The sequence below is a fragment of the Lacrimispora amygdalina genome (assembly GCF_900205965.1).
In the GTDB taxonomy this organism is placed as follows: Bacteria; Bacillota; Clostridia; order Lachnospirales; family Lachnospiraceae; genus Lacrimispora; species Lacrimispora amygdalina_A.
In genome coordinates, this window is record NZ_OAOF01000066.1 from 1 (window position 1) to 2022 (window position 2022).

Annotated in this window: 3 protein-coding genes; 1 reads left to right on the forward strand and 2 read right to left on the reverse strand. The window is 43.3% G+C overall.

Annotated elements, in window-relative coordinates; genetic code table 11:
• Positions 1-587: restriction endonuclease subunit S (locus tag CRO04_RS25640; protein WP_141401060.1), on the forward strand; the 587-nt coding region annotated here is incomplete at its 5' end.
• A 39-nt stretch (positions 588-626) separates the two neighbouring features.
• Here CRO04_RS25640 and CRO04_RS25645 read toward each other — a convergent pair.
• Both CRO04_RS25645 and CRO04_RS25650 read right to left on the reverse strand, forming a co-directional pair.
• Positions 627-1430, reverse strand: a complete 804-nt coding sequence (locus CRO04_RS25645; RefSeq protein ID WP_097007055.1) for a tyrosine-type recombinase/integrase — start codon at positions 1428-1430, stop codon at positions 627-629.
• Between the two features lie 38 nt (positions 1431-1468).
• On the reverse strand, positions 1469-2022 hold a 554-nt coding region (locus CRO04_RS25650; protein ID WP_207654527.1), incomplete at its 5' end, for a restriction endonuclease subunit S.

Consider the following 2022-nt stretch of genomic DNA (forward strand, 5'->3'; position numbering starts at 1 on the left):
ATTCTCATTATGAGAAGTTGAACGGAAATGAGCGGTGTATTGACGATGAGATACCCTTTGACATACCGGATTCATGGGCATGGGTGCGGCTTGGCCGTATTGGTACTTTTATTCGCGGGAGCGGGATAAAACGCTCCGAAGTGCAGCCAAAAGGAATAGCTTGTATAAGATATGGAGAAATTTATACGACATATAATATCTCGATGAGCAAAGCGGTTTCATGTGTGCCCCATGAGCTCGCTCAACAATCAAAACCCGTTGTATATGGTGATTTGTTGCTAACCCTGACGGGTGAGAACAAGGAGGAAATCGGCAAAACCGTGGCTTTTTTTGGTTCTGAGCGTACAGTAATCAGTGGCGATCTTGCCACGTTTACTAACCATCAGCAAAATCCTATGTATCTTTCGTACTTGTTGAATTCGCCCTATGCGATTCAACAAAAAGCAATGTTGGGAACGGGAGATATTATCGTTCATATCTCTTGTGATAAGCTGGCTTCGATTCTTGTACCTATCCCACCCATACATGAACAACAGCGTATTGTAAGCCGTATTGAAGAACTGACCCAAAAAATGAGTGCGCTGTAAAAATGGAGCATACGCCTTGATAAGCGTATGCTCCATTTTTCACCAGTCGATGATTTTGTCCACAATGGACTGCTGCTCGGTTGCAGTCTTACGCAAATAAATCCTCGTAGTTTCAATACTTTCGTGCCCCATAAGGTCAGCAAGAAAGGCAATGTCGTTGAAGCGTTCCAGAAAGCTTTTAGCGAAGCGGTGCCGGAACGAGTGCGGATAAACAACGGCAGAGCTGATTCCGTACCGGACAGCGAGTTTTTTTAGTTGCCCGGATATTCCTCGCGTCGTGATTCTATCCCCGTACTTGTTTAAAAAAATAAAGCCGCTTTCTTGCTTCTTTCCTTCCAGCCAAGAAAGGGCTTCACCTTGCAGAACTTTGGGGATGTAAATCCGGCGTAATTTTCCGCCTTTGGAGTAGAGGTCGAGATAACCAATCCTGACGTGTTCCGCCTTGATTTGGATTAGTTCGCTGACCCTTGCCCCTGTTGCTGCCAGAAACCGGATAACAAAATACCAAAACATTTCATCGTCCCGTTTCAGGCAATTCTTGAAATACTCGTAATCTGCCTCGCTGATTACGTTTTCAAGAAATGCTTTTTGCTGAACCTTGACAAATGGCACTTTCAAGGAACCTTTTCCAATGCTTTCAAGATAGCAGTTAATGGCGCGGAGCCGCAAATTTACGGTTTTGGGCTTATATCTCTCAATGAGAAACACTTTAAATTCCCGCAAATTCTTCTTGCTGATACCGTCCCATTGCTCATTATACTGCTTGATAGCAAACAAATAAGCAGACACCGTATTTTCAGCAAGATTTGTACCCTTTAGGTACTTTTCAAAATCTTCAATCATACCGAAGACCTCCTTTCGGTATGATTTTAATACATTCACTATAATCTTGTGTAGTAAGGGAGTAGTTTTCCAATACGCTCCACAATTCGGTGCTGCTCAGCAACGGGCGGGAGCGGAATAAGCTGATTTTTAATGGTTTCCCCAGTGATAGCAATAAACGTCGTTCCAATTGCTTGTTTTACAAAAGTATTTTCCAGTGTTTGAAGTAAACGAAAAACGAAATCCACAGGCATATTTGCAAATGACTGAATTGAACAAAGACCACGCCCAATGCAAAGCTCACGGTCTGTAATATTCACTTTACCTACTGGCGCACGAACACATAGTAGGACAGAGTTGGCAGGAGCTATTTTTGAAGGTTCACTCGTTGTCTGATTGGACACTCTGATTATATAATCGCTAAAAAAGACTTTACCTTGGTGAAACTCTGTCCCCGTTCTGATTTCGCTGACGGTTCTTCCATCTGGGGACTGCCCCATTATTATGTTGCATACACTTCCAAGCCGCACCCATGCCCATGAATCTGGTATGTCAAAGGGTATCTCATCGTCAATACACCGCTCATTTCCGTTCAACTTCTCATAATGAGAAT